We start from the raw sequence: 24,282 nt of genomic DNA, 5'->3' as shown, positions 1-24,282 counted from the left end.
GATCATGTCGCGCGAGCGGACCCCTGGACCACAGCTTTCCGGCCCGCTCCGGCAACTTTCTGTAGAAACCCCACAGCCAGTCCCGTGACCCCCTGTCGGTGCCCGAATGTCCCCGGGCCTCGGCGTACCGATAGGTTTCGACGGAAGCCGCCTGCCGGTCAGGTCCCGGGCGGTGCGTCAAGACCCCTACGGAAAGGGTGATCCGTTGAGCCGCTCGGTTCTCGTCACCGGAGGTAACCGGGGCATCGGCCTCGCCATCGCCCGCGCGTTCGCCGATGCCGGCGACAAGGTCGCGATCACGTACCGCTCGGGGGAGCCGCCCGCCGGCTTCCTGGCCGTCAAGTGCGACATCACCGACACCGAGCAGGTGGAGCAGGCCTACAAGGAGATCGAGGCCGAGCACGGCCCGGTCGAGGTGCTGATCGCCAACGCGGGCGTGACCAGGGACCAGCTCCTGATGCGCATGTCCGAGGAGGACTTCACCTCGGTCGTCGACACCAACCTCACCGGCACCTTCCGGGTCGTCAAGCGCGCCAACCGCGCCATGCTGCGGGCCAAGAAGGGCCGCGTCGTCCTGATCTCCTCCGTCGTCGGCCTGCTCGGCTCGGCGGGGCAGGCGAACTACGCCGCCTCCAAGGCCGGCCTGGTCGGCTTCGCGCGGTCCCTCGCCCGCGAGCTGGGCTCGCGCAACATCACCTTCAACGTCGTCGCCCCCGGCTTCGTCGACACCGACATGACGCAGGCGCTGACCGACGAGCAGCGCGCCGGCATCGTCTCGCAGGTGCCGCTCGGCCGGTACGCGCAGCCCGACGAGATCGCCGCGACGGTGCGGTTCCTCGCCTCGGACGACGCCTCGTACATCACTGGAGCCGTCATCCCCGTAGACGGCGGACTGGGAATGGGTCACTGATCACCATGAGCGGAATTCTCGAGGGCAAGCGCGTCCTGATCTCCGGTGTGCTGATGGAGTCCTCCATCGCCTTCCACGCCGCCAAGCTGGCTCAGGAGCAGGGCGCGGAGATCATCCTCACCGCGTTCCCGCGGCCCACCCTGACCGAGCGCATCGCCAGGAAGCTGCCCAAGCCCACCAAGGTCATCGAGCTGGACGTGACCAACGACGAGCACCTGGGCCGCCTGGCCGACATCGTCGGCGAGGAGCTCGGCGGCCTCGACGGAGTCGTGCACTCCATCGGCTTCGCCCCGCAGGACGCCCTCGGCGGCAACTTCCTCAACACGCCGTTCGAGTCCGTCGCCACGGCCATGCACGTCTCGGCGTACTCCCTGAAGTCGCTGACCATGGCCTGCCTGCCGCTGATGCAGAACGGCGGCTCCGTCGTCGGTCTCACCTTCGACGCGCAGTACGCCTGGCCGCAGTACGACTGGATGGGCCCGGCCAAGGCCGCGCTGGAGGCCACCAGCCGCTACATCGCCCGCGACCTGGGCAAGCAGAACATCCGCTGCAACCTCATCTCCGCCGGCCCGCTCGGCTCCATGGCCGCCAAGTCCATCCCGGGCTTCAGCGACCTGGCCGCCGTGTGGGACACCCGCTCCCCGCTGGAGTGGGACCTGAAGGACCCCGAGCCGGCCGGCCGCGGCATCGTCGCCCTGCTGAGCGACTGGTTCCCGAAGACCACCGGCGAGATCATCCACGTGGACGGCGGCCTGCACGCCATCGGCGCCTGATCCACCGGTACGTCCCCGACGCCCCGCCGCCCGCCTCGCGCGGGAGGGCGGGGCGTCACCCGTTCGGCGTACCCGGCCGGGCGGCGGAGCACCCGCACGAGGCAGTCTGAAGTACGCGTTCACCAAGCGCTTCCCTCCCCAGCCCGGCCGAGGAGGTCCCTTTGTGCGCCTGTTCCGCAGCGTGGCCCCAGTGACCGCCGCCGTCTGCCTCGTCCTGTCGCTGCCGTACGACGCGCTGTCCCACGCGCGCGTGCCGGCACGGCCCGCCACCGCCGCACCAGGGGACCTGTTCGGCGCGGAGTGCCGGACCACCGTCGACGGGTCCCAGGTGACCGCCCACTGCCACAACCCCTACGCCGCCGCCGACCGGGTACGCCTGCACATCGAGTGCGCGCGCTGGTGGGATCTCGACACGGACGGCGCCCCCGCCGACGTCGGGCCGGCCGTGACGGTACGGCTGACCGGGCGCTGCTGGAAGGAGGTCGGGACGGTCTGGGTCAGCCACCAGCGGGTGTGAACCGTCCGGGCCGGCACAGGAAGGGATAGCTCGCTGCCTCGACGGCGGCCGTCTCCGCGTCCCCCGCGCGGATCGCGTCGACCAGCCGGGTGTGGTCCATGCGCGTCTGCGGCGTCAGTTCCCCGCCGATGTCCTCGCGCAGCCAGTCCCGCAGGACCTCGCCCAGGTCGGCGTACACGGCCGTCATCGCGTCGTTGTGGGAGGCGGCCACCACCGCCAGGTGGAACGTCGCGTCCGCCGTCACGAAGGCCTCGGCGTCGCCCGACTCCCACGCCTCGTCGCGGCGCAGCAGCAGGGTGTCCAGTTGCCCGAGGTCCTTCTCCGTGCGCCGCTCGGCGGCCAGCCGCGCCGCGCCCGACTCCAGGGTGGCGCGCAGTTCCGCGATGTGCCGCGGGTCGGCGTCCGCGAAGCGGCGGTGCATCACGCCCGCCAGCTCGCTGGTCGCCACCACGTAGGTGCCCGAACCCTGGCGGATGTCCAGCAGTCCGTTGTGCGCGAGCGCGCGGACGGCCTCGCGGACGGTGTTGCGTGCGACGCCGAGCTGCCCGACCAGCTCGGGCTCCGTCGGGATGCGCGAGCCCACCGGCCACTCTCCCGAGGTGATCTGGGCGCGCAGCGCGGCGATGACCTGCTCGGACAGCGCCGAGCGGCGGGGATGGCTCAGGGGCATGGCACACCTTCGCACGGACGGGGCCGGGACCGGGCACCCGGGAGTGGACAACCAATCATCCCATGATTCTATGATGGGCGGCATGGCGAGCAAGGGAACCACGAGCACGCGCGGAACCACCAGCACACGCGACGCGTCCTCCGCGACCGGCCACCTCCCGGTGCCCCCACCGTCCGCCCCGCGCGCGTGGACGGCCCGCCTGGTCGTCGTGGGCGTCGTGCTGGCCGCCCTCAACCTCCGCCCCGCCATCACCAGCCTCGGCGCCCTCCTCGAGGAGGTCCGCGACGGCCTCGGCATGAGCGCCGGCGTGGCCGGCCTCCTCACCTCCGTCCCCCCGCTCTGCTTCGCCGTCTTCGGCGTCACCGCGCCCCGCCTCGCCCGCCGCTTCGGTGCCGGCGCGGTGGTCTGCGCGGGCATGACCGCCATCACCGCGGGCCTGCTGATACGGCCGTACGCGGGCGGTACGGCCGGCTTCCTCGCCGCCAGCGCCCTCGCCCTGATGGGCATCGCCGTCAGCAACGTCCTCATGCCGGTCATCGTCAAGCGCTGGTTCCCCGACCGGGTCGGCTCCATGACCGGCCTGTACTCGATGGCCCTCGCCCTCGGCACCTCGGCCGCCGCCGCGGTCACCGTGCCCATGACCGACGCGCTCGGCGGCGGCTGGCAGACCGGGCTGGCGGTGTGGGCCGGCCTGGCGGCGGCCGCCGTACTGCCGTGGCTGCCGCTGGCCCGGGAGCGCGGGGCGACGCCCGCCGCGCAGTCCTCCGCGCGCGCGGAGGAAGGCCCCGTACTGCGCATCACCCGCAGCCGCACCGCCTGGGCGCTCGCCGTCTTCTTCGGGCTCCAGGCCACGGCCGCGTACATCACCATGGGCTGGATGCCGCAGATCTTCCGCGACGCGGGCGTACCCGCGGGCACGGCCGGACTGCTCCTGGCCGTCACCATGGTCATGGGGGTGCCGCTCGCCTTCGTCATCCCGCGCCTGGCGACCCGGCTGCCGCACCAGGGCCCGATCGTCGTCGCGCTCGGCCTGTGCGGCCTCGCCGGATACGCCGGTCTGCACGTCGCGCCCGCCGCCGGCGCCTGGGCCTGGGCCCTGCTGCTCGGCGTCGCCAACTGCGCCTTCCCGCTGGCCCTCACCATGGTCGGGATGCGGGCCAGGACCGGCGGGGGAGTGGCCCAGCTGTCCGCCTTCGCGCAGAGCGCCGGCTACCTGCTGTCCATCCCCGGCCCGCTGCTGGTCGGCGTGCTCTACCAGCACAGCGGCGGCTGGGGCCTGCCGCTGGCGCTGATGGCGGCGCTGATGGTCCCGCAGATGGCGGTGGGCGTCCTGGCCGGCCGTGACCGCACGGTGGAGGACGAGGCCGCCCGCTGACGCCGCCGCTCCCCTTTCCACGGCGTTCCCGGGCGTTCCCCGGCCTTCCCGGGCGCGCCCGCCGACCCCGCGGGGACCGCGCGGTGCGCCGGGTGCGAGACTGGGGGCATGCCAGTGCTCGACCCGAACCCCGAGAACGGCCAGAAGAAGATGCTGATCGTCTTCGGTTCGTTCCTCCTCATTTTCGTGATCATCGGGATCATCGCCACCATCGCCTCCCCCTGACGCGGCCCCGCCCCGGCGGAGCGGGGGTGGGGTCAACCCCCCTGCCCCCTAGGGGGTGAGGGTCAGGGTCAAGTGGGTGGATCACCGGATGGGACGCCGGCCGCCGGGTCCGTACCTTCGAGATGTGGCCGCGCGACGCGGCCGGAACCCCTCGAAGACCAGCGGAGGCACCCATGTCGGCCCCCACGCACACCCGGCCCCACCCGGTCGCTCAGGGCAGCGGCGCCGGCACCCGGCTGCCCTGGTGGGCCCTGGCCCTGCCGACCATGGCCTTCGTGGCCCTCCTCGCGCTGATACTGAACCCGTCCGACGCCCAGGCGGCATCCGGCGACCCAACGATCACCGACCTCGTCGACCGCGTGCGGCAGCTCGTCGGGCGGTAGGCCCCGGCGATCACGCCCCGCGCGCACGCCTCACTCTCCGCTCCCCGGTGAAGGCGCATGTCAACTCCCTGCGCCCCGTGGCCTGTTTCATGCGAAGCTGGGAGTCATGAGCGTCGCAGAACCCCGCAGGATCGTCCTCTTCCGGCATGCGAAAGCCGACTGGCCACAGGTGACCGACCACGAGCGACCGCTCGCTGAGCGGGGCCGCCTGGACGCGGCCGTCGCCGGACGCAGGCTGGCCGATACCGGCATCCCCGTCGACCTGGCCCTGTGCTCCACCGCGACCCGCACCCGCGAGACGTGGAAACTCGCCGTGCACGAGTTCCCCCACCGGCCCAGGACGGTCTACGAGGAGCGGATCTACGATGCCTCCCCGGGCGAGCTGATCGCCCTGCTCAACGAAACCCCGGACGACGTGCACAACGCCCTCCTGGTCGGCCACAACCCGGGCATCCAGGGACTCGCGGACATCATCTCCGGCGCCGCCGAGGGCGACGCACGCGAGCGCATGACCCGCCGCGGCTTCCCCGCCGCCGCCTTCGCCGTCGTGACCTTCGAAGGCTCCTGGAAGTCCCTGGAGCCGGGCACGGCCACACTCGTCGACTACTGGGCGCCGTCCGAGTGACACCGGCACGGCACACGTGAGGCCCGGCCAAACGCCGGGCCCCGCGGCCGGCTCCCCGGCCGCTACCCCTCGTCGTGCGTGTCCGCCGCCTCGACCTCTTCCCGGGTGACGCCCAGCAGATACAGGACGGTGTCCAGGAACGGCACGTTCACCGCCGTGTGCGCGGCCTCCCGCACCACGGGCTTGGCATTGAAGGCGACCCCGAGACCGGCCGCGTTCAGCATGTCCAGATCGTTGGCGCCGTCACCGATCGCCACCGTCTGCGACAGCGGTACGCCCGCCTCCGCGGCGAACCGGCGCAGCAGCCGCGCCTTGCCCGCGCGGTCCACTATCTCCCCGGTGACCCGGCCGGTCAGCTTCCCGTCGACGATCTCCAGGGTGTTGGCCTGAGCGAAGTCCAGGCCCAGCCGTTCCTTGAGGTCGTCGGTGACCTGGGTGAAGCCGCCGGAGACGACCCCCACCTGGTAGCCCAGCCGCTTCAGGGTCCGGATCAGCGTGCGCGCGCCCGGCGTCAGCCGCACCTCGGCGCGCACCTTCTCCACGACCGAGGCGTCCAGCCCCTCCAGCAGCGCCACCCGTGCGTGCAGCGACTGCTCGAAGTCCAGCTCGCCCCGCATCGCCGCCGCCGTCACCCCGGCGACCTCGTCCTCACAGCCGGCGTGCGCCGCGAAGAGTTCGATCACCTCGTCCTGGATCAGCGTGGAGTCGACGTCCATGACGACCAGCCGCTGGGCGCGCCGGTGCAGACCCGCGGCCACGACGGCGACGTCGACACCGAGTGCCGCCGCGTCGGTGACCAGCGCGGTGCGCAGCGGTTCGGTCTCCACCCCGGAGACGGCGAACTCGACGGCGGTGACCGGGTACTTGGCCAGCCGGAAGATACGGTCGATGTTGCCGCCGACCTTGGTGATCCTGGCGGCGACGGAGGCCGTGGCCTGCGCGGTGAGCGGATGCCCGAGCACGGTGACCAGCGACCGTCCGAGGCCGCGCGGCCGGTTGTCGCCGAGGCCGGAGATGATCTCCGCCTGCATCTTCATCGATTCCGCCCAGCTGTGGACGGTCGACCGCAGATCACCCTCCAGCCCGTGCGGCGGCTCGGTCACGAGCGCGCACAGCACCATGCGGCCACGGGTGACGACCTGCTCGATGTCGACCACGTCGACGGAGTAGGCGGCAAGGGTGTCGAAGAGGCCGGCCGTGATGCCCGGCCTGTCCTTGCCGAAGATCTTGACAAGGAGGGTGGGGACGTCGGAGGACCAGGTCGGCGAGGTCTGCGAAGCGCTCATGGTGTCTCCACCGTATCCGGCACCCCGTGCCTTCCGCCCCCCAGGTCCGTCTGGCGGACACCGAACAGTGGGTGTCGTTCGCGTGGCGATCACCTGGAGGAACGGCGCCGAGCAGCCGGCGGGTCCCCGGATGAGTACCGGCACTCAGGCCGCCGACCGGTCACCGTCCGCAGGCTGTCTCCGTGAACGTCAAACGGAACGTCGTGCCCCGCGACATCGGCGACTCGCCTCTCTGCCGCGCCCTCGCCGTACTCTTCTGGGGCTTCACGGCGCTGATCGTGTGGGGCCCCGTCGTTTTCCTGCCCGTCTTCTCCGTCGCCTGGGGACAGCCGCCGACATGGATGGTGCCGTGGGTGAAGGTCACCCTGCTTCAGATCGGCATCGGCGTGGCCGTACTGACGCCCCTGTACTTCGCGCCCGGCGTCGAGCGTCTCGCCGGCTCTGCCCGGTTTGCGCTGCTGGGGCCGGTCGCCGTGGCCGTCGCACTGACCGTCCTCTTCTGCGTCGACCTCCCCGGGGCATGACTCACCGGCCCTCGCCCGGCCGGTCCGGTGGCGGGGCGGCGGCGGGGGCGGCGGCGGTGCCCAGCAAGTCGTCGAGCGGATCGGGCAGCACACGCGTCAGAACCCCGCTCGCCCGGCCGTCCCACGGCACGAACAGACCGACGTCCACCCCGAACCACACCCCGTTTGGCGCCCCGAGCAGCGCCGCACCCGCGATCCGCTTCGGGTGGTCGTCACCGGCCGCCGCGTACGCCGCCGCCGCGAACCCGGCGGTCACCGCGACCAGCACCACCGTGACGAGGGCGGACACCGCGGGCCGCACCATCCGGTGCACGACGTCCCAGCCGGGCGGCAGCGGCGTACGGCGTGCGGCCGGCAGGGCGATCAGCAGCACCGCGGCCGACCACAGCAGTCCGCCGAGCAGCGTCGCGGACGTGTCGACGGTGAAGCCGGCCGCGGCCCGCGCGTCGACGAGATCCCCCAGCCGGTCGGGCAGCAGCCCGCCGAGGTCCCCGGGACCGCCCAGCCCGGGGACCTCGACGCCACCTCCGCCGCCGGGCAGGTCGTCCAGCCCCAGCGCTCCGCCGTCGACGGTGATGACGTCGTGCCCGGCCCGGGCCGGCCCGCCCAGCGCGGCGACGAACAGCGCGACCACCGTGCCCGCGCGCGCCAGGAGTTCGGCCGGTGCGACCACGACTGCGGCCGGTGCGACCACGACTGCGGCCGTGCGCAGGGACCGTAGGAAGGACCAGGACAGGAGCACCGCCCCGACCAGGCTCACGCCCAGTGGCGCGATCTCGATGGCGGTGTTCGCCTCCGCGCCCGTCAGGCCGAACGTGGACACATCGCCCGACGGCGTCACGGAACCGCCGGCGCCCAGTGCCACGACCGCCGCCGTCATCGGGGCCGGCGAACCCGCGGCGTCCGCCCCCAGCAGATGCAGGCCGAGCGCCGCCGTCCCCGCCATCCCGATCAACGCCCAGCTCACCGCGGCGACCGCGGACAGCAGCACGTCCAGCCACGGCACCCCCTCGTCGTACGCCGCGCTCCCGCCGTGCCCGACGCTCGTGCCGGTACCCATGCAGACCCCCCGATCCGCGGTGCGGAACGGTGAGGACCACCGCTTACGTCCCCCTCGCGTGCGTTTGTCACTCTCCGGCCGGGTTTCCACCCCGGCAACGGAAACGGACGACGAGACCGCGTACGCCCGCGCGCCCCCTTCGCAAGGCCCGGCTTTCGGTCAGGGGCCCCCGCCTGAAATAGTTCCCGACGATGTTCGACATCCCTAGACTCCCTGCGACGGGGGGTAACTCGGGGGACTACTCAGTGGGGCATGGAGTGCCGGAACTCGTACTGGAATTGAACGGACGCACCTGGACGCTCGATCCGTCCAGGTCATACACCCTCGGACGGGATCCGCAGGGGGACGTCGTCCTCGACGACGCCAGGGTCTCGTGGCGTCACGCCACGGTCAGCTTCAACGGCCGCACCTGGACACTGGAGGACCACGGCAGCACCAACGGGACGTTCGTACAGGGCCGGCGCGTCCAGCAGGTGGACATCGGGCCCGGCTCGGCGGTCCACCTGGGCAACGCCACGGACGGACCGCGCCTGAACCTCTCCGCCGCGCAGGCGGCGGTCGCGCAGCCGCAGCAGCCGTACGCCGCGCAGGCCGCGAACCCCGGCTGGGCCCAGCCGGCTCCGCCCCCGCAGCAGATGCCGGCGCAGCAGATGCCGGCGCAGGTGCCGCAGCAGCAGGCGCCGCAGCCCGGATGGGAGCCGCCGCGGAAGACCGGCGGGCCCGTCGTGCCCCAGCAGGGCCCCGGCGTCGGCGCGGGGGCGCCGCCGGTCCACGGCGACCGCAGCCCGACCACGTTCCACCAGTTCTCCCTCGGCCGCGTCATGCGCATCGGCCGTGCCCTGGAGAACGACCTGGTCGTGTCCGACCTCCAGGTCTCGCGCAACCACGCCGAGTTCCACTCGACGCCCGACGGGCGCATGGAGATCCGCGACCTCGGCTCGCACAACGGCACGTACGTCAACGGCCAGCCGATCGCCAAGGGCGGCTCGCAACTGCTCGGCCCCACCGACGTCGTGGGCGTCGGCCACTCGACGTTCCGGATCGTCGGCGACCGGCTCGAGGAGTTCGTCGACACCGGTGAGGTCTCCTTCTCCGCACGCCACCTCACCGTGACGGTCGACGGCGGCAAGCAGATCCTGAAGGACGTCTCCTTCGGCGTTCCGGAGAAGTCGCTGATCGCGGTCATCGGCCCGTCCGGCTCCGGCAAGTCCACCCTGCTCAAGGCCCTCACCGGCTACCGGCCCGCCAACGAGGGCGACGTCCTCTACGACAACCGCAACCTCTACAAGCAGTTCGCCGAGCTGCGCCAGCGCATCGGTCTGGTCCCGCAGGACGACATCCTGCACAAGGAACTGACCGTCAAGAAGGCCCTCAAGTACGCGGCCAAGCTCCGCTTCCCGGCCGACACCACGGCCGCCGAACGCGAGTCCCGCATCGACGAGGTGCTGCGCGAGCTGAAGCTGGACGTCCACAAGGAGAAGAAGGTCACCTCCCTCTCCGGCGGCCAGCGCAAGCGCGTGTCGGTGGCCCTGGAGCTGCTGACCAAGCCGTCGCTGATCTTCCTCGACGAGCCGACCTCGGGCCTCGACCCGGGCATGGACCGCGACGTCATGCAGCTGCTGCGCGGTCTCGCCGACGACGGCCGCACGGTCCTCGTGGTCACGCACTCGGTGGCCGAACTCGCCATCTGCGACAAGCTGCTCGTGATGGCGCCCGGCGGCAGCGTCGCCTACTTCGGTCCGCCCGAGGAGGCGCTGAACTTCTTCGGCTACGACAGCTGGGCCGACGTCTTCTCCGCCTTCGAGAACTACCGCGACTACGACTGGGCGGGCCGCTGGAAGGGCTCGCAGCACTACCAGGTGTACGCCGCGGACATCGACGCCATCGCACCGCAGTCCGTGTCGGTGACGCCGATGCAGGCGATGAGACCGCCGAAGCCGCAGGGCTGGATGTCCCAGTTCTTCACCCTGGTGCGCCGCTATGCGGCGGTGATCGTCTCCGACAAGGGCTTCCTGGGCCTGATGGTGATCCTGCCGGCCGTGATCGGCGCGGTGAGCCTGCTCATCAACCCGGACAGAGGTCTGCTGCCCAACGGCGTCAACCCGCAGACCGGCCGGATCGTCCCCAACGGCACGGCCAGCACCGTCCTGCTGCTCCTCGCGGTCGGCGCCTGTTTCTCGGGCGCGGCCAACTCCGTCCGTGAGCTGATCAAGGAACGGGTGATCTACGAGCGGGAGCGCGCCACCGGCCTGTCCCGTTCGGCGTACCTGATGTCCAAGGTGTTCGTGCTCGGCCTGATCACCGTGCTCCAGGGCCTGCTGGTCGGCGTCATCGGCTTCGCCGGCCGGGAGATCCCCGAGGAGGGACTGGTCTTCGGCGGTGCCCCGCTGCTGGAGCTCTCCCTGCCGATCATGGGGCTGGGCTTCACCTCGATGATGTTCGGCCTGGTCATCTCCTCGCTGGTGAAGACGGCCGAGAAGACCATGCCGCTGCTGGTCATGTTCGCCATCGTCCAGGTCGTGTTCACGGGCTGCCTGTTCGCCCTGAACGGCTCGATCGGCGCCAACCAGCTCTCGTACCTGATGCCGTCGCGCTGGGCGGTCGCCGCCGCGGGTGCCACGCTGGACTTCAACAGGATCAGCCCGCCCGAGAAGGGTGCCGACAACGACCCGCTGTGGGAGCACACGGTCGGTACCTGGGGCATGGACATGTTCGCCCTGATCGTCCTGGGCGTGGTCTGCGGCTTCTTCGTGGCCCGCTTCCTGCGCCGCCACGAGCCCGAGGTCATGCGCAAGTAGGCGCGGGCCGTCGTACGACGCCGAAGGGCGGCGCCCCGGTCAGGGAGGGTGCCGCCCTTCGGCGCGTGCGGGGGTCCCGGCGGGAGCCGGGAGGCTCAGTACGCGCTGTTGACGTTGTCGATCGTGCCGTACCGGTCGGCCGCGTAGTTGGCGGCGGCGGTGATGTTGGCGACCGGGTCGTAGATGTTCCAGGACGTGCCCGGGACGTGGTACGCCTTGAAGGTCGGCGGGATCACCTGGAGCAGACCCTTCGACGGGATGCCGTTGATGGCGTTGATGTCCCAGTCGTTGATGGCCTTCGGGTTGCCCGAGGACTCGCGCATGATGTTCTTGTGCAGCCCGTGGTAGGAGCCCGGGATGCCCTTCTTCTTCATGATGCCGAGCGCCTCGCGGATCCAGCCGTCGAGGTTGTTCGGGTGGTTCTTGACGGCGACCTGCTCGACCACGGGACGCTGGGCGGACCGGCTCGCGGCGGCCTTGGCCTCGCGCGCGGCGGCGGCCTTCTTCGCGGCGGCCTTCTTCGCGGCGGCAGCGGCGGCCGCCTTCTTCTGCGCCGCGGCGGTGATGGCGGCCTTCTTCGCGGCCACCGCGTCGGCGGCGGCCTTCTTCCTGGCCTCGATGGCCTCGATCTTCAGGCTGGCGCCGGCCAGCTGGTCGGTCACGCCGGCCTTGACGTCGCGCACCTGCTCGGAGCTGTAGGCCACGCGGGACGAGGGAAGGGCGTCCGTCGTGGTCGTCTGACCGTCGGCCGGAACCACGGTGAAAGCGACGGCGGCGGCGCCGAGCGTGGCGACACCGGCGAGCGCGATCTTGCGAGTGTTCTTGGGCATGGCGGAAGGACCTCTTCGAATAGCGCGGAGGTCGCTCACTTCGTCCGACGACGGACAGCGGGTGCTTTTCGGCACGAGCGCCGCGGATCGCAAACCGCGGCGCTGAGCGACGGGAGCCATTGTTAGCGGCCGCAAAATGCCCAGGCAAAGGTGTGACGTACTATCCCCGCTAGTGGATCAGGGAGGGGCAAAACGGGACAGACCAGGCTGCCTGCCCCGTTCAAAAGGACCCTTTTGGCTTCTATCACCCTTAGTACGTGATGTGCGCCCTATGCGCGGGCTCACAGGGAGGACGAGGTTTCATCACCGGCCGTCGCCGGCGCGGTGCTCTGCGTGAGCGGCTTCCGCCGGCAGGAGAAGGTGCAGGTCCCCGAACTCGTGCCACAGGTAGGAACCCCGCAGCGCCTCCTCGTAACCCCGGTCGATCGCCGCCCGCCCGGCCACCGCCTCCAGCATGAGCAGATGCGAAGCCTCCGGCTCGTGCAGCCCGGTCAGCAGCCCGTCCACCACCCGCACCCCGCGCTCGGGGGTGACGACGAGGTCCGTCCACCCCGCACGCGCGCGTACCGCCCCGTCGGCCCCCACCGCCGACTCCACCGCCCGGACGGCGGTCGTCCCCACCGCGACGACCCGGCCGGCTCCCGCCCTCGCCGCGTTGATCAGCCGGGCCGACCCCGCGGGCACCGCGAACCGCTCCGGATACGGCGGCTCGTGCGCCTCCGCCGACGCCACCCCGGTGTGCAGCGTGACCGGTGCGAACTGCACCCCCCGGCTGACCAGCTCCGTCACCAGCCGTGCCGTGAAAGGCCGCGCCGCACTCGGCATCTCCGCGCTGCCCGCCCCGTCGGCCGACGGCAGCGCGAACACCGTCTGGTACGCCGACAGCGGCTGATCCCGTTCCGTGTAGGAGTACCGGATGGGCCGCCCGTGCTCCCGCAGCAGCCCCGGCACCGCCCCCGCCGTCACCCGCGCCCACCACAACCGCCCCCCGGGCCCGCCCAGCGCCTCCTCCAGCACCAGCCGCGTCCCCGAGGGCAGGCGCACCTCCGTCCCGGCCGGCCCTCCCGCACGCGGGCGCGTGGTGCCCCGCCCGTCGGGCTCCCGCAGCTCGACCGCCCACCGTCCGTCGTCCCCGCGCGTGGAGAAGTGCACCACCACGCGCGCGTGCCCGATCCGCCCGTCCACGGCGGCGGCCAGCGTCGGCGAGGTGTTCACCACGAGCAGGTCCCCGGCCCGCAGCAGACCCGGCAGCTCCCGGAACACGTGATGAGCCGGCTCGCTCCCCCGCGACACCAGCAGCCGTACGGAGTCCCGGTCGCGGCCGGGCCCGCGCTGCTCGGCCGGAACCCGCGCCGACAACTCCTCGGGCACCTGAAGGGCGAGCGTCATCGCCGTCCCTCCAGCAGGGACGGTGCCCCGTAGCGCCCGCTCGGCGGCCGCTCGTCCAGCAACCGCAGGAAGGCCGGCACCACACCGCCCGGCTCCGGCCGCACCCCGTCGTCCTCCGGTACGGCCGCCGCGTACAGGTCCGTCGCCATGTCCCCGGGGTCCACCGCCCACACCCGCAGCTCCGGCTCCTCCTCGCCGAGCACCGCCGCGAGCCGGTCGAGGGCCGCCTTCGACGCCCCGTACCCGCCCCACGTCGCGTAGGCCTCGGCCGCCGCGTCCGAACTGACCGTGATCACCGCGCCGTCCGGCACCGCGCGGAGCAGCGGCAGCGCCTCCTGGACCAGCCCCAGCGCGGCCACCACGTTCACCTCCAGGGCCCGCCGCAGCCCCTCCAGGGGCAGCTCCGCCAGCCGTACCAGCGGCTCGGCGCCCAGCGCGCTCGCGTTGTTCACCAGCAGCCGGCACCCACCGAGCCGCCGGGCGGCCGCCACCAGCGCGGTCCGGTGCGCGGCATCGGTCACGTCCCCGGCGAGCGCCTCCACCCCGGTCCCGTGCTCCGCGACCGCGGCGGCCGTCTCCTTCAGCACCCCGGCCGTCCTGGCGTCCAGCACCAGATCCCAGCCCCGGGCGGCCAGGGCCTCGGCGAGCGCCCGGCCCAGTCCCTTCGAGGCGCCCGTGATGATCGCAACCGGCATGACAACCGTCCCCTTCGTCGACCCGCCACTCGGCGGTGCCCTCACCGTAGGAACGCGCCCCCTCCGGCCGCCTCGGACGCCGGACGGGGCCCACCGGGGCCCTTCGACGTACGCCCCCGGCACCGGGGACCTCGGACCTAGGCCTTGCGGCCCACCCCGCTGCGTCACGGGCCCGATCCCGCCGTCACACCCCGCCGGTACCGTGAGGGCATGAGCCAAGGCCCCCGGTCCGGCCTCGCCGCGGTCAGTTCCGCGCTGCTGGCCATGAGCAGGCACCTCGAGGTGCGCGACGTCCTCAAGACGATCGTCGCCTCGGCGCGCGAGCTGCTCGACGCCCAGTACGCCGCGCTCGGCGTGCCCGACGACCACGGGGGCTTCGCCCAGTTCGTCGTCGACGGGGTCGACGAGGAACGGTGGAAGGCCATCGGCCCGCTGCCCCGGCAGCACGGCATCCTGGCGGCGATGCTGCACGAGGCCAAGGCCGAGCGCCTCGCCGACGTGCGCAAGGATCCGCGCTTCGAGGGCTGGCCGTCCGCCCACCCGGAGATGTCCGACTTCCTGGGCCTGCCCATCCGCGACGGCGACGAGGTCATCGGCGCCCTCTTCCTCGCCAACAAGCTGTGCACCGACGGGGTGAACCCGCCGCGCTCCGAGCCCACGGGCGGCTGCGGCTTCACCGAGGACGACGAGGAACTGCTCGCGATCCTCGCCCAGCACGCCGCGATCGCCCTCACCAACGCCCGCCTGTACGAGCGCAGCCGCGAACTCACCATCGCCGAGGAGCGCTCCCGGCTCGCCCACGAACTGCACGACGCGGTGAGCCAGAAGCTCTTCTCCCTGCGCCTGACCGCCCAGGCCGCCGCCACCCTCGTCGACCGAGACCCCGCCCGCGCCAAGGGCGAACTCCAGCAGGTCGCCGCCCTCGCCGCCGAGGCCACCGACGAACTGCGCGCCGCCGTCGTCGAGTTGCGTCCCGCCGCCCTCGACGAGGACGGCCTGGTGGCCACCCTCCGCACCCAGATCCAGGTCCTGGACCGCGCCCACACCGCGCGCGTGACCTTCACCGGCCACGGCGTCCGGGCCCTGCCCGCCGCCCAGGAGGAGGCCTTCCTGCGCGTCGCCCAGGAGGCCCTGCACAACGCGCTGCGCCACTCCGGAGCCGAGCACGTCGAGGTGACCCTCCACAAGCGCGGCCCGGACACCGTCCTGCGCGTCGTGGACGACGGCAGCGGATTCGACCCCACGACGGTCCGCAGGGCCGGCCGCCACCTCGGTCTGGTCTCCATGCGGGACCGGGCCGGCGGGGTCGGCGGCAGCCTGACGGTGCAATCGGCGCCCGGCAGGGGCACCACGATCGAGATGGAGGCTCCCGGTGGCTGACGCAATCAAGGTGCTGCTCGTCGACGACCACCAGGTCGTCCGCCGGGGCCTGCGCACCTTCCTGGAGGTCCAGGACGACATCGAGGTCGTCGGGGAGGCGTCCGACGGTGCCGAGGGAGTCGCCCGCGCCGAGGAGCTCAGGCCCGACGTCGTCCTGATGGACGTCAAGATGCCGGGCACGGACGGCGTGGAGGCCCTCCGCAGACTCCGTGAACTGGCCAACCCCGCGCGCGTCCTCGTCGTCACCAGCTTCACCGAGCAGCGCACGGTGGTTCCCGCCCTGCGCGCGGGCGCCGCCGGGTACGTCTACAAGGACGTGGACCCCGACGCACTGGCCGGCGCCATCCGCTCGGTCCACGCCGGACACATCCTGCTCCAGCCCGAGGTCGCCGACGCCCTGCTCTCCCAGGAGGAGTCCAACTCCGTTCAGGGCAGGGGTGGTTCGCTCACCGAGCGGGAGCGTGAGGTCCTCGGTCTGATAGCCGACGGCCGCTCCAACCGGGAGATCGCCCGAGCCCTCGTGCTGTCCGAGAAGACCGTCAAGACCCACGTCTCGAACATCCTGATGAAGCTCGATCTCGCCGACCGCACCCAGGCCGCCCTGTGGGCCGTGCGCCACGGCGTGGCGGGCTGACACACGCCCCGGCGCACGACCGGCGGCGTACGACCGGCGGCACGGCGGGGCGCCCTCCGGACGCGTCTCCGGACCCGTCTCCTCCGGTACGAGATTCATACCGTCGGGGGAATGTCACCCGGACGGCGCATCCTCCGCCGGCCTCCGACGTTCTCCAGTGCGTGCCGCGGTGATCGCCGCGGCCCTCACCAGGAGGGGTCAGAAGTGAAGAACCTGAAGAAGGCAGCGGCCGTGACGATGGTCGCCGGTGGGCTCGTGGCCGCGGGCGCCGGAATGGCGTCGGCCGCCGGCGGCGCGTCGGCCGACGCCGTGGCCGCGCACTCGCCGGGCGTCGCCTCGGGCAACGTCGTCCAGGCCCCGGTCCACATCCCGGTCAACGCGGTCGGCAACAGCGTCAACGTCATCGGCGTGCTCAACCCCGCCTTCGGCAACCTGGGCCTCAACCACTGAGGCACCTGCCCCCGAGGAACCGCCGAGTGCCTCCCGGCCTCTCCCGGCCCCATTCCGGGGGAGGCCGCTCCGCCCCCACCGCCGCCGGTACCGCGACCGACGCCTTCCGCCTCCGCCCGCCCCGACGGGTGCCGCCGGTCACCGACGCGGGCGCCGGTCGTCCGTCCCGCGCCGCGCAGCACGTCACCGCTCCCGCTCGCGCTCCTCCACATACGCGTTGTACGCAGCCACCTGCGCCCGCCGCGCCGTCCGCTCCACCGGCTGCAACGCGGCCACCCGAGCCCCCATCTCCGAAGCGCTCACCGCACCCCCGTGCCCGTTCTCACGGGCGAGCGACACCAGCAACCCCACCCGCTGCGCCAGCTCCAGCACCCGCACCGCGCGCGGCGGGTACCCCGGCGCCAGCACCTCCCGCCCGCGCTCCGCCCGCGCCCGGTACGCGTCGATCGCCGCCTCGGCCACCGGCCCCGAGCCCGCCACGTCCAACCGCGCCAGGACGGCCGTGGCGTCACGCAGCGCCTCCGCCAGCTCCCGCTCGGCCTCACCCAGCGACGGCACGTCCGCCGGCGGAGCCTCCCGCACCGGGAGGCAGTGCCACGTCACCTCGACATGCACATCGCCCGCCGGCCCGGCCTCGTACACCTCCGGCACCAGCCCGAGCGCGGCCCCGTGACAGACCACCGCCTCCTCGGCCTCCAGCGCCCGCGCGTTGAACTCCGGCGGCCCGCTCAGCCCCAGCGGATGCCCCGGCGCCGGCAGCGCCACCCGCAGCCCCCGCACCCCGAGCGCCCGCAACCGTCCGAGCGCGAGCGTGAGCCCGACGGGCGCGGACTCGCCGGGCAGCCCTTCCACCCGGTGCACGGCGTCCTCCCCGACGACGGCGAGTACGGCGTCGTCCGGAGAGACGAGTCCGGCCAAAAGCGCATTTCCCCAAGCGGCGAGGCGACCGGAGCGCGGTTCAGAGAGCATGCCCCCAGCCTAAGGACCGGACCGATGGAACGGCCCACCCGGCCGGTGGCGTAGATTTTCCTGGAGGGGCCGCGCCCACCCGCGCGCGGCGGTCCGAGCCACAGGCGTACGCGACAACCGAGACCGGCCACACTGCAAGGGGAGACAACGCGCTCATGAGCGATGTTCTGGAGCTTCAGGACGTATCCGTGGTCCGCGAGGGCCGGGCTCTGGTGGACCAGGTCTCCTGGTCGGTCAAGGAAGGCGAGCGCTGGGTCATCCTCGGCCCCAACGGAGCCGGCAAGACGACCCTGCTGAACGTCGCGTCCAGCTACCTCTACCCCAGCAGCGGCACCGCCACCATCCTCGGCGAGACCCTCGGCAGGCCCGGCACCGACGTCTTCGAACTGCGCCCCCGCATCGGCATGGCCGGCATCGCCATGGCCGACAAGCTCCCCAAGCGCCAGACCGTCCTGCAGACCGTCCTGACCGCCGCGTACGGCATGACGGCCAGCTGGCAGGAGGACTACGAGGAGATCGACGAACAGCGCGCCCGCGCCTTCCTCGACCGCCTCGGCATGACCGAGTACCTGGACCGGAAGTTCGGCACCCTCTCCGAGGGCGAGCGAAAGCGCACGCTCATCGCCCGCGCCCTGATGACCGACCCCGAACTGCTGCTGCTGGACGAGCCGGCCGCCGGCCTCGACCTCGGCGGCCGCGAGGACCTCGTCCGCCGCCTCGGCCGCCTCGCCCGCGACCCGATCGCCCCCTCGATGATCATGGTCACGCACCACGTCGAGGAGATCGCCCCCGGCTTCACGCACGTCCTCATGATCCGTCAGGGCAAGGTCCTCGCCGCCGGACCGGTCGAACTCGAACTGACCTCCCGCAACCTCTCCCTCTGCTTCGGCCTCCCCCTCGTCGTGGAACAGGTCGGCGACCGCTGGACCGCCCAGGGCCTGCCGCTGTCCTGACCGCCCCCGTACGCGCCCTGTCGGCCGCACACCCGCCGGATCTACCATGAACGCGTGGACGACATCGACGCGTGGGTGTGGTGGCTCGTGGGCGCGGCAGCGCTCGGAATCCCTCTGGTGGTCACCGCGATGCCGGAGTTCGGCATGTTCGCGGTCGGCGCGGTGGCCGCGGCCGTCACGGCCGCGCTCGGCTTCGACGTGGTCGCCCAGGTGCTCGTCTTCGTGGTCGTCTCCGTCGCCCTCATCGCCGTCGTACGGCCCATCGCGGCCCGGCACAGCGCCCAGCGACCCCAATTCGCCAGCGGCGTGGACGCGTTGAAGGGCAAGCAGGCCGTCGTTCTGGAACGGGTCGACGGCTCGGGCGGACGCATCAAGCTCGCCGGGGAGATCTGGTCGGCGCGCGCTCTCGACACCGGCCGCACCTATGAAGTGGGGCAGGAGGTCGACGTCGTGGACATCGAGGGGGCCACGGCGATCGTCATCTGACCCGGTCAACTACCGCACCACGTAAGTGAACCGAACACCCCACGAGCCGGACGACGGTCTGTCACACTCGACCAGCAAGATCTTCAACAAGCCTAAGATCTTCCGAAAGCGCCGAGGCGGAGAAGGGTACGGGGAGCACGATGGAACCGGTCATCATCGTCTTGATCATCCTGGTGGTGTTGGTCTTCATCGCCCTGATCAAGACGATCCAGGTCATCCCACAGGCGAGCGCCGCGATCGTGGAGCGGTTCGGCCGCTACACACGGACGCTCAACGCGGGCCTCAACATCGTCGTCCCGTTCATCGACACCATCCGCAACCGCATCGACCTGCGTGAACAGGTCGTTCCGTTCCCGCCGCAGCCGGTCATCACCCAGGACAACCTGGTCGTCAACATCGACACCGTCATCTACTACCAGGTGACCGACGCCCGCGCCGCGACCTACGAAGTCGCCAGCTACATCCAGGCGATCGAGCAGCTCACCGTCACCACCCTGCGCAACATCATCGGCGGCATGGACCTGGAGCGCACCCTGACCTCCCGCGAGGAGATCAACGCGGCTCTGCGCGGAGTGCTCGACGAGGCCACCGGCAAGTGGGGCATCCGCGTCAACCGCGTGGAACTGAAGGCGATCGAGCCCCCGACCTCCATCCAGGACTCGATGGAGAAGCAGATGCGCGCCGACCGGGACAAGCGCGCCGCGATCCTCACTGCCGAAGGCACGCGCCAGGCCGCGATCCTCACGGCGGAAGGCGAGAAGCAGTCCGCCATCCTCAAGGCCGAGGGTGAGGCCAAGGCCGCCGCCCTGCGCGCCGAGGGTGAGGCCCAGGCCGTCCGCACGGTCTTCGAGGCGATCCACGCCGGCGACGCGGACCAGAAGCTGCTCTCCTACCAGTACCTCCAGATGCTTCCGAAGATCGCCGAGGGTGACGCCAACAAGCTCTGGATCGTCCCCAGCGAAATCGGCGACGCCCTCAAGGGACTGTCCGGCGCCATGGGCAACTTCGGCCCCATGGGCGGCGGTTCGGGCTCCAACGGCGGTGGCTCGGACAGCCCGAGGGAACGCCGGGAGAAGCCGTCGATCGACTGACGCAGCCTCTGAAACCAACAGTTCCCCGCAGCCCTTCAAGGACTGCGGGGAACTGTTCGTCGCAGCCACCGCGAGGCGGCGGACGCCACACGGCCCGCCCTCGGGGCTACGCCGCGTCCGCGGTCAGCCACTCCGGCAGCGCTGCCAGGTCCTCCTGCCCCAGGGCGAGCAGCATCGCGTCCTGCGGGGTCGGCTCGAACGGCTGCCGCAGCAGCGGCATACCCGCCTGGTCCGGAGTCCGGTCCGCCTTGCGGTGGTTGTCCTCCGCGCACGAGGCGACCGTGTTGAGCCAGGAGTCCTGGCCGCCCTGAGCCCGCGGCACGACGTGGTCCACCGTGGTCGCCCGGCGACCGCAGTAGGCGCACCGGTGCCGGTCCCGGACCAGCACACCCCGCCTCGACCACGGAGCTTGTCTTCGGAACGGAACCCGTACGTACCTGCACAGCCTGATGATCCGGGGCGCCGGTATGTCCACCTCGGCTCCCCGCATCCGCAGTTCGGGGTGGGCCTGCTCGACGACGGCCTTGTCCTGAAGCACCAGAACGACGGCTCGGTTCAACGTCACCGTCGACAGCGGCTCGAAGCTCGCGTTGAGTACCAGCGTGTCCCGCATACCAGCCCACCTCCCGTGTGCACCGGCCCACCCCCTGGCGGGCTGGGAACAACTCTGGCCGGGCACGCCGAGATGGACAACGCAATATCTGCTGCTCCCACGGGGGATGCCCCCCGCGCCCCCGGCAACAAAATGCCCGCCCCTGATCACTTCCAAGACCGGGGACGGGCAAACGTCGTATGAACGATGAGATGACTCGGCGCAGGCGCGGCTCAGCTCGCCGCGGGGTTCTCGTACTCCCCGACCAGCTGGGCTCGCGCGAGCGTGTGGAAGCGCAGATTGAAGCCGACGGCGGCGGGAGAGGCGTCCGAGTCCGGACCGAGCTTCTCCTGGTCCACCGCGTACACCGTGAAGACGTACCGGTGCGGGCCGTCCCCGGGCGGTGGGGCGGCCCCGCCGAAGTCCTTCGTCCCGTAGTCGTTGCGCGCGTGGACGGCGCCCTCGGGCAGGCCCTCGAACCTGCCGCCGCCGGCCCCCGCCGGAAGCTCGGTCACCGAGGCGGGGATGTCGAACAGGACCCAGTGCCAGAAGCCGCTGCCCGTCGGTGCGTCGGGGTCGTAACAGGTCACCGCGAAGCTCTTGGTCTCCGGCGGGAAACCCTCCCACCGCAGCTGCGGCGAGGTGTTCCCGTCCGCCTGGACCTGGTCGCCCTTGAGGGTCGCACCCTCCTCGACGTCCTCGCTCGTCACCGTGAACGACGGCACGGGCGGATGGAAGTCGTGGGGGAGCGGCCGCCGCTTGAGCTCGGTCACCTCGGTACCTCCTGCATCGGTTCTGGAGTCAGTGGTTCCGAGCCTAGAACCAGTTGCGCTTGCTGCCGACCTCGGACAGCCACTGGTTGAGGTACGCCGCCCAGTCGGTCCCCTGGTAGTCGTTCAGCCCCACCTGGAAGGAACGGAAGGTGTCGCTGCCCTCACTGAACAGCCCCGGCTTCTTGTCCATCTCCAGCACGACGTCCATCGTGTGCTCGTCGGCGACGAAGCTCACCTCGACCTGGTGCAGACCCCGGTACTGCGCCGGCGGGAAGAACTCGATCTCCTGGTAGAACGGCAGCTTCTGCCGCGTCCCCCGGATGTGACCGCGCTCCAGGTCCGCGTTCTTGAAGCGGAAGCCCAGCTGGAGGAAGGCGTCCAGGATCGCCTTCTGCACCGGCAGCGGGTGCACGTTCACCGGGTCCAGGTCACCGGAGTCCACGGCCCGCGCGATCTCCAGCTCGGTCGTCACCCCGATGTTCATCCCGCGCAGGGCCTGCCCGTCGATCATCGTGATGGGCGTCTCCCACGGGATCTCCAGACCGAACGGCACGGCGTGCACCGCGCCCGCCTGGAGCTCGAAGGCGCCTCCGAGCCGCTGCTTCACGAACTCGATGTCCTGCTTGTACTCCTGGTCGCCGCTCTCGACCTCGACCTTGGCCTGGAGCCCGACGGACAGTCCCTCGATCTGCTGGTTCACGGACCCGCCCTGGATCCGCACCTCGCCCTGCACCACGCCCCCCGGAACGACGTTGACCTCGGTCAGCACCGTCTCGACCGAGGCCCCACCGGCCCCGAGACTCGCGAGCAGCTTCTTGAACGCCATGACTCTCCCTCTAGACCTCTACGACGGGATCCTTGATCCCTACAAACGCAATCCGGCCGGAACCGGTTCCGCACTCCACCCTGGCAAGCCGGGTGCCCACCGGCCACCCCGGCGCACCGACCGCCTCCACTACGCTCGGAGGGCATGATCGCGACCCCCGACCGTACGCCCCCGCCCAGGACCTTCTTCGAGCGCCCCGTTCCGGAGGCCGCCCCCGGCCTCCTCGGCCGCCTCGTCGTGCGCGCCACCCCGGACGGTCCGGTCCCCCTGCGCCTCACCGAGGGCGAGGCCTACGACGGCCCGAACGACCCGGGCCCCCAAGCCTTCCGCGGACGCACTGCCCGCAACGGCGTGATGTCCGGCCCGCCCGGACACAGGTACGCCTACTTCACCCACGGTATGTCAAGGCGGTCGGCATGAACGTGGAAGATCTTGCTCACGCCGCTGAAGAAGTCGCCCCCAAGCTGCTCGGTGCCGTCCTCACCCACGAGACCCCCGAGGGAACCGTGAGCATCACCATCACGGAGACCGAGGCGTACTCCGGTGCGGCAGACCCGGCCTCCCACGCCTACCGGGGCAGGACACCTCGCAACGCCGTCATGTTCGGACCGGCAGGACACCTGTACGTCTACCGGTCTCACGGTCTCCACTGGTGCGCCAACATCGTCACCGGGACGGATGGCATCGCTTCAGCTGTCCTCGTCCGGGCAGGCAGGGTCGTCGAAGGGGAGGACCTGGCACGCGAGCGGCGAGGGGGCACGGCCGAGAGTCCGCGTCTCGCGCGGGGGCCGGGGAACTTCTGCCGAGCGCTCGGCATCACGGCAGAGCACAACGGCACAGACCTACTGACAGGCGCCTCGGTCGCGCTGTCCGAGGGCGAGCCGGTGCCCGCCGCACTCGTCCGGGCCGGTCCTCGGGTGGGCGTGAGCAGAGCCCACGACTGGCAGCACCGCTTCTACCTTGCCGGTGATCCGACGGTCTCGGCGTACCGACTGAGCCCGAGAGCCAAGCCGTCCGCCGGAGCCTGAGCCGCTGTGCGCCTCGCTCACGGCTCGCCGACGAGCCGGCGCGGAAGGTCGGGTCCGAAGACGCGTGATCGCTCGCGAGCGCGGCGCGTGACGCGTTATCGGGCCCGCGTGCCCCGGCGCCGCCGAAGTTGACTCGCCTCGGGCAGCGGCGTAACGTAGCCCGAGCCGCTTGAACCGGGTACGGCATTCGCCAGCAGCCGGAAGCGGCCAACCCACTACCTACGACGCCCCTCAGCGGGGTCGAATTCGACGTGTCTGCATGTCTGAATTCGAACTCGACGAAGCTCGATTATGAGCTGGCGAGGGAATCGGCTAGCGTAGTGAATGTCGAAAGGCCGACAGGCGAGAGCCGAAAGCCCAAGGCAAATCCCGCCGACAGGGAATCGGGCCCGAAAGGATCTGATAGAGTCGGAATCGCCGGAAAGGAAGCCGCGAGAGCGGGGGCCTGGAAAGCGCCGAGGAAATCGGACCGGAAAACGGTCTGATAGAGTCGGAAACGCAAGACCGAAGGGAAGCGCCCGGAGGAAAGCCTGAGAGAGTCTCTCGGGTGAGTACGAAGGAAGCGTCCGTTCCTTGAGAACTCAACAGCGTGCCAAAAATCAACGCCAGATATGTTGATACCCCGTCCCCGGCCGTCATGGTCGAGGATGAGGTTCCTTTGAAGAATACACAGCGAGGACGCTGTGAACGGTCGGGCCTATTCCGCCTGGCCGTTCCGCTCTCGTGATGTGTGCACCCGATCACGGGTAAACATTCACGGAGAGTTTGATCCTGGCTCAGGACGAACGCTGGCGGCGTGCTTAACACATGCAAGTCGAACGATGAACCACTTCGGTGGGGATTAGTGGCGAACGGGTGAGTAACACGTGGGCAATCTGCCCTTCACTCTGGGACAAGCCCTGGAAACGGGGTCTAATACCGGATAACACTCCCGCTCTCATGGGCGGGGGTTAAAAGCTCCGGCGGTGAAGGATGAGCCCGCGGCCTATCAGCTTGTTGGTGAGGTAATGGCTCACCAAGGCGACGACGGGTAGCCGGCC

General features: G+C 71.3%; 25 protein-coding genes, 1 rRNA gene and 2 pseudogenes. 18 read left to right on the top strand and 10 right to left on the bottom strand.

The window, feature by feature from the left end:
- The first annotated feature begins 205 nt into the window (after positions 1-205).
- From fabG to ACIP5W_RS34490, 3 genes are all read left to right on the top strand, one after another.
- Positions 206-910 carry a 3-oxoacyl-[acyl-carrier-protein] reductase gene (gene fabG, locus ACIP5W_RS34500; protein ID WP_401481825.1) on the top strand — a complete coding sequence of 235 codons (705 nt, stop codon included), beginning with the start codon at positions 206-208 and terminating at the stop codon, positions 908-910.
- 5 nt (positions 911-915) lie between these two features.
- Positions 916-1,683: an enoyl-ACP reductase FabI gene (gene fabI, locus ACIP5W_RS34495; RefSeq protein WP_363091077.1), complete on the top strand. Its 768-nt coding sequence runs from the start codon at positions 916-918 to the stop codon at positions 1,681-1,683.
- Positions 1,684-1,846: 163 nt separating this feature from the next.
- Entirely contained in the window at positions 1,847-2,200 is a 354-nt protein-coding gene (locus tag ACIP5W_RS34490; RefSeq protein ID WP_401481823.1) for a hypothetical protein, read from the top strand.
- On the opposite strand, the gene ACIP5W_RS34485 is transcribed toward ACIP5W_RS34490, so the two are convergent.
- Positions 2,181-2,870 (bottom strand): FadR/GntR family transcriptional regulator, encoded by a 690-nt coding sequence (locus tag ACIP5W_RS34485; protein WP_401481821.1) that lies wholly within the window; start codon positions 2,868-2,870, stop codon positions 2,181-2,183. The two genes, ACIP5W_RS34490 and ACIP5W_RS34485, sit on opposite strands and share 20 nt — an antisense overlap.
- A gap of 70 nt (positions 2,871-2,940) precedes the next feature.
- On the opposite strand from ACIP5W_RS34485, the gene ACIP5W_RS34480 reads away from it, so the two are divergent.
- From ACIP5W_RS34480 to ACIP5W_RS34465, 4 genes are all read left to right on the top strand, one after another.
- A complete protein-coding gene (locus ACIP5W_RS34480) occupies positions 2,941-4,245 on the top strand; it encodes a CynX/NimT family MFS transporter (RefSeq protein ID WP_401481819.1) in 1,305 nt (434 codons plus the stop codon).
- 108 nt (positions 4,246-4,353) lie between these two features.
- On the top strand, positions 4,354-4,470 hold the full coding sequence (locus ACIP5W_RS34475; RefSeq protein WP_356568251.1) for an SGM_5486 family transporter-associated protein: 117 nt from the start codon (positions 4,354-4,356) through the stop codon (positions 4,468-4,470).
- Positions 4,471-4,643: 173 nt separating this feature from the next.
- Entirely contained in the window at positions 4,644-4,853 is a 210-nt protein-coding gene (locus ACIP5W_RS34470) for a hypothetical protein (RefSeq protein ID WP_401481815.1), read from the top strand.
- Positions 4,854-4,959: 106 nt separating this feature from the next.
- Entirely contained in the window at positions 4,960-5,478 is a 519-nt protein-coding gene (locus ACIP5W_RS34465) for a SixA phosphatase family protein (RefSeq protein ID WP_401481812.1), read from the top strand.
- Between the two features lie 62 nt (positions 5,479-5,540).
- Here ACIP5W_RS34465 and serB read toward each other — a convergent pair whose 3' ends face one another.
- The gene (serB, locus tag ACIP5W_RS34460) at positions 5,541-6,764 is read right to left on the bottom strand and encodes a phosphoserine phosphatase SerB (RefSeq protein WP_401481809.1); all 1,224 of its coding nucleotides are present in this window, start codon (positions 6,762-6,764) and stop codon (positions 5,541-5,543) included.
- Positions 6,765-6,946: 182 nt separating this feature from the next.
- Between serB and ACIP5W_RS34455 the strand changes: the two genes are divergently transcribed.
- On the top strand, positions 6,947-7,288 hold the full coding sequence (locus ACIP5W_RS34455) for a hypothetical protein (protein WP_401481806.1): 342 nt from the start codon (positions 6,947-6,949) through the stop codon (positions 7,286-7,288).
- Positions 7,289-7,349: 61 nt separating this feature from the next.
- On the opposite strand, the pseudogene ACIP5W_RS34450 reads toward ACIP5W_RS34455, so the two are convergent.
- Positions 7,350-8,348: pseudogene (locus ACIP5W_RS34450) on the bottom strand (streptophobe family protein); the annotation flags it as partial.
- A 245-nt stretch (positions 8,349-8,593) separates the two neighbouring features.
- On the opposite strand from ACIP5W_RS34450, the gene ACIP5W_RS34445 reads away from it, so the two are divergent.
- The gene (locus ACIP5W_RS34445) at positions 8,594-11,146 is read left to right on the top strand and encodes an FHA domain-containing protein (RefSeq protein WP_401481803.1); all 2,553 of its coding nucleotides are present in this window, start codon (positions 8,594-8,596) and stop codon (positions 11,144-11,146) included.
- Positions 11,147-11,241: 95 nt separating this feature from the next.
- Here the strand turns inward: ACIP5W_RS34445 and ACIP5W_RS34440 are convergent, their stop codons facing one another.
- From ACIP5W_RS34440 to ACIP5W_RS34430, 3 genes are all read right to left on the bottom strand, one after another.
- Positions 11,242-11,976 carry a transglycosylase SLT domain-containing protein gene (locus ACIP5W_RS34440; RefSeq protein WP_401481800.1) on the bottom strand — a complete coding sequence of 245 codons (735 nt, stop codon included), beginning with the start codon at positions 11,974-11,976 and terminating at the stop codon, positions 11,242-11,244.
- Positions 11,977-12,279: 303 nt separating this feature from the next.
- Positions 12,280-13,365, bottom strand: a complete 1,086-nt coding sequence (locus ACIP5W_RS34435; RefSeq protein ID WP_401481797.1) for an S-adenosylmethionine:tRNA ribosyltransferase-isomerase — start codon at positions 13,363-13,365, stop codon at positions 12,280-12,282.
- Entirely contained in the window at positions 13,362-14,060 is a 699-nt protein-coding gene (locus ACIP5W_RS34430) for an SDR family NAD(P)-dependent oxidoreductase (RefSeq protein WP_401481794.1), read from the bottom strand. Before ACIP5W_RS34430 ends, ACIP5W_RS34435 begins: the two co-directional genes overlap by 4 nt.
- Before the next feature lie 210 nt (positions 14,061-14,270).
- Between ACIP5W_RS34430 and ACIP5W_RS34425 the strand changes: the two genes are divergently transcribed.
- The 3 genes from ACIP5W_RS34425 to chpE all read left to right on the top strand — a co-directional run bounded on the left by ACIP5W_RS34425 (position 14,271) and on the right by chpE (position 16,524).
- The gene (locus tag ACIP5W_RS34425; RefSeq protein WP_401481791.1) at positions 14,271-15,440 is read left to right on the top strand and encodes a GAF domain-containing sensor histidine kinase; all 1,170 of its coding nucleotides are present in this window, start codon (positions 14,271-14,273) and stop codon (positions 15,438-15,440) included.
- A complete protein-coding gene (locus tag ACIP5W_RS34420; RefSeq protein WP_401481788.1) occupies positions 15,433-16,074 on the top strand; it encodes a response regulator in 642 nt (213 codons plus the stop codon). The genes ACIP5W_RS34425 and ACIP5W_RS34420 overlap by 8 nt, the downstream gene beginning before the upstream one ends.
- Positions 16,075-16,278: 204 nt before the next feature.
- Positions 16,279-16,524: a chaplin ChpE gene (gene chpE / locus ACIP5W_RS34415; protein ID WP_401481786.1), complete on the top strand. Its 246-nt coding sequence runs from the start codon at positions 16,279-16,281 to the stop codon at positions 16,522-16,524.
- 183 nt (positions 16,525-16,707) lie between these two features.
- Here the strand turns inward: chpE and ACIP5W_RS34410 are convergent, their stop codons facing one another.
- Complete coding sequence (locus tag ACIP5W_RS34410; protein WP_401481783.1) at positions 16,708-17,493, bottom strand: hypothetical protein; 786 nt, start codon at positions 17,491-17,493, stop codon at positions 16,708-16,710.
- 155 nt (positions 17,494-17,648) lie between these two features.
- Between ACIP5W_RS34410 and ACIP5W_RS34405 the strand changes: the two genes are divergently transcribed.
- From ACIP5W_RS34405 to ACIP5W_RS34395, 3 genes are all read left to right on the top strand, one after another.
- Positions 17,649-18,446 (top strand): ABC transporter ATP-binding protein, encoded by a 798-nt coding sequence (locus tag ACIP5W_RS34405; RefSeq protein WP_366060554.1) that lies wholly within the window; start codon positions 17,649-17,651, stop codon positions 18,444-18,446.
- Between the two features lie 54 nt (positions 18,447-18,500).
- Positions 18,501-18,932 (top strand): NfeD family protein, encoded by a 432-nt coding sequence (locus ACIP5W_RS34400; protein ID WP_401481779.1) that lies wholly within the window; start codon positions 18,501-18,503, stop codon positions 18,930-18,932.
- Positions 18,933-19,072: 140 nt separating this feature from the next.
- Positions 19,073-20,023: an SPFH domain-containing protein gene (locus ACIP5W_RS34395; protein WP_366060556.1), complete on the top strand. Its 951-nt coding sequence runs from the start codon at positions 19,073-19,075 to the stop codon at positions 20,021-20,023.
- 106 nt (positions 20,024-20,129) lie between these two features.
- Here ACIP5W_RS34395 and ACIP5W_RS34390 read toward each other — a convergent pair whose 3' ends face one another.
- From ACIP5W_RS34390 to ACIP5W_RS34380, 3 genes are all read right to left on the bottom strand, one after another.
- On the bottom strand, positions 20,130-20,636 hold the full coding sequence (locus ACIP5W_RS34390; protein ID WP_401481776.1) for an HNH endonuclease: 507 nt from the start codon (positions 20,634-20,636) through the stop codon (positions 20,130-20,132).
- A 212-nt stretch (positions 20,637-20,848) separates the two neighbouring features.
- The gene (locus ACIP5W_RS34385) at positions 20,849-21,388 is read right to left on the bottom strand and encodes a YbhB/YbcL family Raf kinase inhibitor-like protein (RefSeq protein WP_401481773.1); all 540 of its coding nucleotides are present in this window, start codon (positions 21,386-21,388) and stop codon (positions 20,849-20,851) included.
- Positions 21,389-21,431: 43 nt separating this feature from the next.
- A complete protein-coding gene (locus ACIP5W_RS34380; RefSeq protein WP_401481771.1) occupies positions 21,432-22,214 on the bottom strand; it encodes a sporulation protein in 783 nt (260 codons plus the stop codon).
- A gap of 144 nt (positions 22,215-22,358) precedes the next feature.
- Here ACIP5W_RS34380 and ACIP5W_RS34375 point away from each other — a divergent pair.
- The 3 genes and pseudogenes from ACIP5W_RS34375 to ACIP5W_RS34365 form a co-directional block, all read left to right on the top strand.
- Positions 22,359-22,616, top strand: a pseudogene (locus ACIP5W_RS34375) (DNA-3-methyladenine glycosylase); the annotation flags it as partial.
- Between the two features lie 14 nt (positions 22,617-22,630).
- On the top strand, positions 22,631-23,242 hold the full coding sequence (locus ACIP5W_RS34370) for a DNA-3-methyladenine glycosylase (RefSeq protein WP_401481769.1): 612 nt from the start codon (positions 22,631-22,633) through the stop codon (positions 23,240-23,242).
- Positions 23,243-23,995: 753 nt separating this feature from the next.
- Positions 23,996-24,282: ribosomal RNA gene (locus tag ACIP5W_RS34365) — 16S ribosomal RNA — on the top strand; the annotation flags it as partial.

This window comes from Streptomyces sp. NPDC088766 (assembly GCF_044750845.1).
Taxonomy (GTDB): Bacteria; Actinomycetota; Actinomycetes; order Streptomycetales; family Streptomycetaceae; genus Streptomyces.
The sequence above is the reverse complement of the archived record's forward strand: the minus strand, read 5'-3'. Positions and strand labels throughout refer to the sequence as shown.

Coding starts and splice junctions, on each gene's coding strand:
- fabI (WP_363091077.1), top strand. CDS start 916: ATGAGCGGAATTCTCGAGGGCAAGCGCGTCCTGATCTCCGGTGTGCTG.
- ACIP5W_RS34485 (WP_401481821.1), bottom strand. CDS start 2,870: ATGCCCCTGAGCCATCCCCGCCGCTCGGCGCTGTCCGAGCAGGTCATC.
- ACIP5W_RS34480 (WP_401481819.1), top strand. CDS start 2,941: ATGATGGGCGGCATGGCGAGCAAGGGAACCACGAGCACGCGCGGAACC.
- ACIP5W_RS34475 (WP_356568251.1), top strand. CDS start 4,354: ATGCCAGTGCTCGACCCGAACCCCGAGAACGGCCAGAAGAAGATGCTG.
- ACIP5W_RS34470 (WP_401481815.1), top strand. CDS start 4,644: ATGTCGGCCCCCACGCACACCCGGCCCCACCCGGTCGCTCAGGGCAGC.
- ACIP5W_RS34465 (WP_401481812.1), top strand. CDS start 4,960: ATGAGCGTCGCAGAACCCCGCAGGATCGTCCTCTTCCGGCATGCGAAA.
- serB (WP_401481809.1), bottom strand. CDS start 6,764: ATGAGCGCTTCGCAGACCTCGCCGACCTGGTCCTCCGACGTCCCCACC.
- ACIP5W_RS34440 (WP_401481800.1), bottom strand. CDS start 11,976: ATGCCCAAGAACACTCGCAAGATCGCGCTCGCCGGTGTCGCCACGCTC.
- ACIP5W_RS34435 (WP_401481797.1), bottom strand. CDS start 13,365: ATGACGCTCGCCCTTCAGGTGCCCGAGGAGTTGTCGGCGCGGGTTCCG.
- ACIP5W_RS34430 (WP_401481794.1), bottom strand. CDS start 14,060: ATGCCGGTTGCGATCATCACGGGCGCCTCGAAGGGACTGGGCCGGGCG.
- ACIP5W_RS34425 (WP_401481791.1), top strand. CDS start 14,271: ATGAGCCAAGGCCCCCGGTCCGGCCTCGCCGCGGTCAGTTCCGCGCTG.
- ACIP5W_RS34410 (WP_401481783.1), bottom strand. CDS start 17,493: ATGCTCTCTGAACCGCGCTCCGGTCGCCTCGCCGCTTGGGGAAATGCG.
- ACIP5W_RS34405 (WP_366060554.1), top strand. CDS start 17,649: ATGAGCGATGTTCTGGAGCTTCAGGACGTATCCGTGGTCCGCGAGGGC.
- ACIP5W_RS34395 (WP_366060556.1), top strand. CDS start 19,073: ATGGAACCGGTCATCATCGTCTTGATCATCCTGGTGGTGTTGGTCTTC.
- ACIP5W_RS34390 (WP_401481776.1), bottom strand. CDS start 20,636: ATGCGGGACACGCTGGTACTCAACGCGAGCTTCGAGCCGCTGTCGACG.
- ACIP5W_RS34380 (WP_401481771.1), bottom strand. CDS start 22,214: ATGGCGTTCAAGAAGCTGCTCGCGAGTCTCGGGGCCGGTGGGGCCTCG.
- ACIP5W_RS34370 (WP_401481769.1), top strand. CDS start 22,631: ATGAACGTGGAAGATCTTGCTCACGCCGCTGAAGAAGTCGCCCCCAAG.